Annotated in this window: 6 protein-coding genes; 5 read left to right on the forward strand and 1 reads right to left on the reverse strand. The window is 64.7% G+C overall.

The features are described from left to right. Positions 1-142: 142 nt before the first annotated feature. Positions 143-3,325: an ATP-binding protein gene (locus JHL17_RS00370; protein ID WP_200190069.1), complete on the forward strand. Its 3,183-nt coding sequence runs from the start codon at positions 143-145 to the stop codon at positions 3,323-3,325. Here JHL17_RS00370 and JHL17_RS00375 read toward each other — a convergent pair. After that, the gene (locus JHL17_RS00375; protein WP_200190070.1) at positions 3,322-3,612 is read right to left on the reverse strand and encodes a ribbon-helix-helix domain-containing protein; all 291 of its coding nucleotides are present in this window, start codon (positions 3,610-3,612) and stop codon (positions 3,322-3,324) included. The two genes, JHL17_RS00370 and JHL17_RS00375, sit on opposite strands and share 4 nt — an antisense overlap. A gap of 148 nt (positions 3,613-3,760) precedes the next feature. Here JHL17_RS00375 and JHL17_RS00380 point away from each other — a divergent pair, with 148 nt between their 5' ends. The 4 genes from JHL17_RS00380 (at position 3,761) to JHL17_RS00395 (ending at position 6,887) form a co-directional block, all read left to right on the forward strand. Continuing rightward, on the forward strand, positions 3,761-3,958 hold the full coding sequence (locus JHL17_RS00380; protein ID WP_200190071.1) for a hypothetical protein: 198 nt from the start codon (positions 3,761-3,763) through the stop codon (positions 3,956-3,958). Between the two features lie 120 nt (positions 3,959-4,078). Further along, entirely contained in the window at positions 4,079-5,350 is a 1,272-nt protein-coding gene (locus tag JHL17_RS00385; RefSeq protein ID WP_200190072.1) for a YcaO-like family protein, read from the forward strand. Next, on the forward strand, positions 5,347-6,099 hold the full coding sequence (locus JHL17_RS00390; RefSeq protein WP_200190073.1) for a TfuA-like protein: 753 nt from the start codon (positions 5,347-5,349) through the stop codon (positions 6,097-6,099). The genes JHL17_RS00385 and JHL17_RS00390 overlap by 4 nt, the downstream gene beginning before the upstream one ends. A 104-nt stretch (positions 6,100-6,203) precedes the next feature. Then, on the forward strand, positions 6,204-6,887 hold the full coding sequence (locus JHL17_RS00395; protein ID WP_345773723.1) for a Crp/Fnr family transcriptional regulator: 684 nt from the start codon (positions 6,204-6,206) through the stop codon (positions 6,885-6,887). Positions 6,888-6,942: the final 55 nt, after the last annotated feature.

A 6,942-nucleotide genomic window follows, 5' to 3' on the forward strand; every position in this document is an offset into this window, starting at 1 on the left:
TTTCTTTTTGCCTCGAATTACATACATAGATATGTTGGTTTCCGCCTGCGCGAAAATCTTGGGCTCCACATCGCTCGGATGTTCGCAAAATTCGAAATGCATGCTCTAATATGTCAACGCGAATTCCGCGAAGGGGGCGGACATGGCGGACACCATGTTGAGCGTAGCGACGGACGAAGGCCGTCCCTGGCAGGAGGCGTCGCGCCTGCCGGGCGATAAGCCGCGCGAACGCAAGGTGGTGACGGCGATGTTCGTCGACATCGTCCGCTCCTCGGCCATGGTGGCCGGCCGCGATCCGGAGGATGCGGACGACCTGCTCCTCTCCATCCTGAACCGCGTGACGGAGGCGGTCCCCCGCTTCGAGGGAACAGTGACCCAGATGCTGGGCGACGGCTTCCTGGCGACCTTCGGCGCTCCCGGCGCCAAGGAGGACCACGCGCTGCGCGCCTGCCTTGCCGCCCAGGACATCCTCAGCTCCACCCGCGACGAACAGGGACGGCCGATCTTCCACATCCGCATCGGCATCAGTTCGGGCGATGCCGTCGCTCATGTGATGACCAATGGGCTGTGGACCGACTACCGCGCGGTCGGCGAATGCGTGCATATGGCCGCCAAGCTGCAGCAGCGCGCCGCCTCCGACACGGCCCAACTCAGCCGCGACACGCTTGACCTTATTCCGGTCGGCGTGGCGGTGCGCCCGATGGGAAGCTTGCGCCTGTCCGACGAGGTTGAGCCGATACCGGCTTTCCTGCTCGACGGAGCCCGCGCCGTCCGCCGGACCGCCACCGACCTGCTCTCGGCCACGGACGCCCCTTATGTCGGCCGGGAGCGGGAGGTAGCGGCCCTGTTCGCCATCACCGCTTCGGTGGAGGCAGGAAACCCGACCCAGCTTCTGCTGCAAGGAGAGGCGGGGATCGGCAAGTCGCGGCTGGTCGGCGAGTTCCTGCGCGCGCCCCGCAGCCGGCGCTGGACCCTGCTGCAATGGCCGCAGATGCCGATCCGCCGGCTGGCCGATCCAGAAGACCTCGAGGCCGTGGCACTGAGCTTGGCCGAGCAGGTGGCAGGCTGTGCCTGCGATGAAGGCATAGGCTGGGTCTGCGAAGCCGCCCGCCGGCGGTCCGGCTCGCTGGCAGGCGACGCCGTTCGCGCGCTGTTCGGCCGGCCCGGGCTGGATCCCCTGTGGGGTGGGCTTGATGCGGCGCAGCGCCTGTCGCTGGCGATCGAAGGTCTGGTGGGGGCGACGCTGGAGCTGGCGGCACCGATACCGCCGGACGATGGGCATGGAATGGCCGGCAAGCCGAGCGGCAGCGCCTTGGTCGGCCGACCATTGCTGGTTCTGGTGGAGGATGCCCATTGGGCACGGCCGGTGATGGTGCGGCTGCTCGACCGGCTGGCGGAAGCGCTGCCGTGGTCGGGCTCTCGCCTCCTGCTGCTCGCCACCCGCCGCCCGCCCCCGCTTGGACCAGAGTCGCAGGAGCAGGGCTGGAGCGGCCGGCCTGGCGGGCAGCGCATCGATCTGGGAATGCTGTCGCCCGAGCAGGTGCAGAACTTTCTGGCCCACTGGCTTGGGCCGGACTGGTCGCTGGTGGAACTGAAAGCCCAGGTCGCCACCCGCTGCCAAGGCGTTCCACTCTATCTGGAGGAGGTCCTGCGGACGCTTGAGGCATCCAATGCCATCGAAGGCACCCCGGGAGCCTACCGCCTGATCGATCCGCTGGTGGTCCACAAACTGCCCCGTACGCTGCACGCCCTGCTGGCCGAACGCATGGACCTGATGACGCTGGAACGGCGCCGCCTGCTGATGAACGCGGCGGTGATCGGCATCACCTTCGATGTCGGGTTGCTGCAGGCGCTGACCGGCCTGTCCGTGCCGATCCTGTCCGACTGCCTGGCCTATCTGGAACGCGCCGGCTTCGTGCTGCGCACCCGCCTGCTGCCCAACCTGGAATATTCCTTCAAGCATGCGCTGATCCAAGAGGTCGCCTACGCCACCCTGACCAAATCCGACCGCCGGGCGCTGCATACCCGTGTGCTGGAGGCGCTGCGCCACCGCCGCGACCACGATCTGCCCAACCGCCTGGACTTGCTGGCCCACCATGCCTTCATGGCGGAAAACTGGCCGGCCGCCCACCTGTTCGGTCGCCGGGCCGGCGTACGGGCGGAACTGCGCTCCCGGCTCGAGGACGCAAGCTGGCACTACCGGAACGCGCTGAAAGCGCTGGACCGGTACCCGGACCGGCCGCGCAAACCGCTTCAACGGATCGACACCTCCATTGCCCTGTCACGGGCTCGGATGCCGCGCGGCTTCACCGACACCGGCCAGTTGCTGGAGGAAGCTCGGGATTTGTCGCTGTCCGTCGGGGATCCGCGACGCTATGCGCGCGCCTCGTCCATGCTTGCCGCCGTGGAGTGGTCGAATGGCAACATAGACCGGGCCGTTCAGTTCATCCGTGAAGGGCTGAGGGCCAATGACGGGAGCTTTGATCGGAGAACGCAGATCCAGCTTCTTGGGCGGCTGGGCGGCATCCTTGCAGAAAAAGGGCTCTATCTGGAAGGTTGTAACGTCCTTCGGTCGGCACGCAAGATGCTGCCCGAGAATTGCCTCCATGAGCGGTTCGGGCTCGCCGTCATCGGCAAGGTTGGAGTCTGTGCCAATCTTGCGAGGAACTGTGCCGAAGTCGGCTTGGAACGTGAAGCGCTCAGCAACGCCATCAATGCAGTCGAATCTGCGGACGCAAGCAACCACAATTTCTCCCGGCTATATGCGTACGAGCATATAGGCTGGACTTACCTGCTGTTGGGAGAGCCGAGTAAATCGATCTCTTATCTTGAAACAGCACATGACCTTTGTGAATCGACACACTCGAAACTGCATAAGCCATTCTTAATGGGAGCCGTGGCTTACGCCAATGCGCTGACCGGCAGAGTCACCGAAGGCTTGTCGCTCTTTCAGGAAGCACTGGCGATCGCCGAGCAAGAGCGGGTCAATGCCTACATCAGCCAGGTGCATCTCTGGCTGGCCGAGACGCATCTTTTGACCGGTGGTCGGGAGCAGGCAATGAAACAGGCGGCGCTTGTCCGGAGACTGGCGTCGTCATCGGGTAGGATCGGCTATCTTGCGAAAGCGGAAGCGCTGGAAGCGGAGGTGGCCTTCATCATGAGCAAGGGCGAAGGCCCCAGACGCGCGCTGGGGCTCGCGGAACGAAATGCAAGGCTCCTGTCCCTGGTCCGGGTCGCGGACAGATGCGCCAAACTGCTGAATGGCAGGGACATCGCGATTGAGAGCCGAGGAACGGATTTCCGCTCGGTTTCATGGCACGGCTAACGCGTCCCGGCCTGCCTGAAGTAATCCAGAACATAACTGCGGATGGCACTCGTCAACGGCATCGTGGCCGGTCGAGAGCTATCGACTTCTTGGCAGAGGTCGGGGACAAGCCGCTTCTGCTTCTTCGCAATCTCGTCCAGTCCACTCCAGATCGCGTTTTCCAGGCGCAACTTCGCATGCCGATCCGTGAGCGGAATGGTCCGGGAAACCACCGTCGGCCACACCATGAGGCTGCGCAGATCGGTACCGCACTCCACATCCGATAGGGATTTTCTTTGAAATTGCATTGGCCGCTCCCGGTGCCGGACGGGGTGAGATCGTCGGCCAGGAACCCTACGTCGCCCCCGCTGCAAGCACTGTGAAGTTCTTCACAGCGGAATGCCCCTTCGCATGTGAAGAGTTTTCCTGTCAGCCACACACTTGAAGGACATTCTTATGAACATGTCGATTTCCCAGGCTTCGATGATCCGTGGCGCCGATGGCCGGCTTTATTCGGTGACCGCCCACGGCGTTTCGGAAGTCGCCGACACCGCCATCGCGACCGCCCGCACCCATGTCCGTTCGGGCGACCGCGCCGGTTTCGAAACCGCGGACCATGAAGCTGCCCGTACCATGATTGCCCCGGGCGCCTGATCTGGCTCCCGGTTCCGGTTCTGCGGACCGTGGCCACCAGCGCCGACGCGTGCTGACCGGCCACGGACCCGGGAACGGGAACATGCTCCTTCGATTCTCCTCGGCCACGGATAAGCCGCGATGCCCTTCGATCTGCTCGATGTCAGAGCCTCCATTTCGGATGCGGTGAAGGCCCATACGGTCGGTACCCACCGGGTCATGGCGCCCGAACAGACCTTGGCACGGGTGGCCCCCTTCCTGCCGATCATGGGGATCACCCGGGTCGCCAACGTCACCGGGCTGGATGGCGTCGGTATTCCGGTGGTGATGGTGACGCGGCCGAACTCGCGCTCCATCTCGGTGTCGCAGGGTAAGGGGGTGACACTCGCCGCCGCCAAAGCGTCGGGAGTCATGGAGTCGATCGAGAGCTACCACGCCGAGCGCATCACCCTGCCGCTGAAGTTCGCCAGCTTCGAGGAACTGCGGTGGAGCCACCCGGTGGTGGACGTCGACCGCCTGCCCCGGCTGTCGACCGGCAACTTCAATCCCAACAGCCCCATCCTGTGGATAGAGGGGGAGGATCTGCTGAACGGCTGCCCGAAATGGGTTCCCTTCGAAATGGTTCACCTGAATTTCACCGTGCCGATGGCGCCTGGTCAAGGCGCCTTCCTGGCCGGCTCCAACGGTCTGGCATCCGGCAACCACAAGGTGGAAGCGATCAGCCACGCCGTCACCGAACTGGTGGAGCGCGATGCGACCACCTTGTGGCGCCTGCAGAATGCCACGACCCAGGCGGCGACGCGGATCGACCTGGACAGCGTCGATGATCCGGTCTGCCGCTCGCTGATCGACCGGTTCGACGCCGCCGGCGTCGCCGTCGGCGTGTGGGAAACCACCAGCGATGTCGGCCTGCCCGCCTTCCTCTGCCGCATTGCCGAGCATGAGGAGTTGCCCCAGCATTCCATCCGCCCGGCCACCGGCATGGGCTGCCATGTGGCGCGCGAGATCGCCCTGTCCCGTGCCCTGACCGAGGCGGCGCAGAGCCGCCTGACCTTCATCGCCGGCGCCCGCGACGACATGCCCCGCACCGAATATGAACGGCATCTTGACCCGGCCCATCATGCCCGCTGGAAGGCCATGATCGTCAACGGCGCCGGCCACCGGGCCTTCCGCGACTGCCCGACCAGCGCCGCCCCTACCATCGAAGCTGACCTCGCCCACCAGCTCGATCGGCTGCGGGCCGTCGGCATCAAGGAAGCGGTGGCCGTCAACCTGACCAAGGCCGAATTCGGCATTCCCGTCATACGCGTCGTCGTACCGGGGCTGGAGGGTGCCGATGACTCCCCCGATTATCTGCTGGGCGAACGCGGCCTCCGCGTGCTCGACGCCCAAGCCATGGAGAAGGCGGCATGAGCGGCGTCTATGTTTTCCTCGGCCCTACCCTGCCACGCGAGGACGCGGCGCTGGAGTTGGATGCCACCTATCTGCCGCCGGTCTCCCAGGGCGATGTTCTGCGGCTGTGCGCCGAAAAGCCGGATGCGATCGGCATCATCGACGGCTTCTTCGAAAGCGTGCCGTCGGTCTGGCACAAGGAAATCCTCTACGCCATCCACGCCGGCATTCCGGTGTTCGGCGCCTCCAGCATGGGGGCTCTGCGCGCGGCGGAATTGTATCCCTTCGGCATGATCGGTGTAGGCGCCATCTTCGAGGCATTCCGCGACGGCCGGCTGGAAGATGACGACGAGGTGGCGGTGATCCACGGCCCCGCCGAATTGGGCTACACCGCCCTGTCGGAGGCAATGGTGAACATCCGCCGCACGCTGTCCGACGCCATGGCGGACCGCATTCTGACGGCCGAGACGGCCCTGCGCGTGGAGTCGATCGCCAAGGAACTTCCCTACCGCGAACGCGGCTATGGCCGGATGCTGCGGTTGGGTGAAGACATTGGCCTGCCGACAGCCGAACTGGCGGCTTTCCGCCGCTGGCTGCCGCAGGGACGTTTCGACCAGAAGCGCGAGGATGCCAAGGCGATGCTGCGCAGCATGGCCCGTCGGCTGGGTCGACGGACGAGCGACGAAACGGCACCGGAAGCCCGTTTCCATTTCGAGCGCACCGTTTTGTGGGAACGAGCCCTGCGCGACGCAGCGCCGCTCGCGATGTAAGAGCGTTTTGGCTAGACTGATCGCGCCGGGGTGGCGATTCCCGCCTTCCCGGCGCGAAACTGTGTCTGGAAGAACGGATGAACGCGCCGATAGATGTCGGGACGGTGTTGAGGCGCAACCGGCTGCTGGGGGAACTCGACGCCGAGCAGATGATGGAAATGCTGGCGCTGGGCCGCATCGTCCGCTTCGATGCCGACCAGATCATCTTCGACAAAGGCGACCCCGGCGATAGTCTCTTCGCGGTGCTGAAGGGCCAAATCGCCATCCGCACCTCCTCGGTGGACGGCAAGACCATGCTGCTGAACATCCTGGAGGCCGGCGATGTCCTGGGCGAGATCGGGCTGATCGACGGCCGGGAACGCACAGCCGCCGCAATAGCCCTGCGGCCGGTCGAGCTTTACCGCATCGATCGCGGAGACTTCATTCCCTTCCTTGAACGCCATCCGCGCCTGTGCACCCGGATGATGGTCGTACTGTGCGACCGGTTGCGGTGGGTATCGGAGAACATCGAAGACGCCGTCTTCCACGACGTCCCCCGCCGGCTTGCCCGCAGGCTGCTGCTGCTGTCGGACAGTTATGGGCAGCAGACAGCGGCTGGCTTGCGGTTGACCCTGCCGCTGTCGCAGGAAGCCCTTGCCAACATGCTGGGTGTCACGCGCGAAATGGTCAACAAATGCCTCGGCGCCCTGCGCAAGACCGGCGCAGTGACATATGCCAAAGGCTTTATCGTCATCAATGATCTGGCCCTGCTCAAGGATATGGCCGGTAATCCCGAACGGACTCCCTAGAGGCTGTTAGGGACTTGTAGGATGGCGACAGCTTTTCCGAGCATGAGACAGGCGA

Origin of the sequence: Azospirillum endophyticum (assembly GCF_016595245.1) — a bacterium.
Classification (GTDB): Bacteria; Pseudomonadota; Alphaproteobacteria; order Azospirillales; family Azospirillaceae; genus Azospirillum; species Azospirillum endophyticum.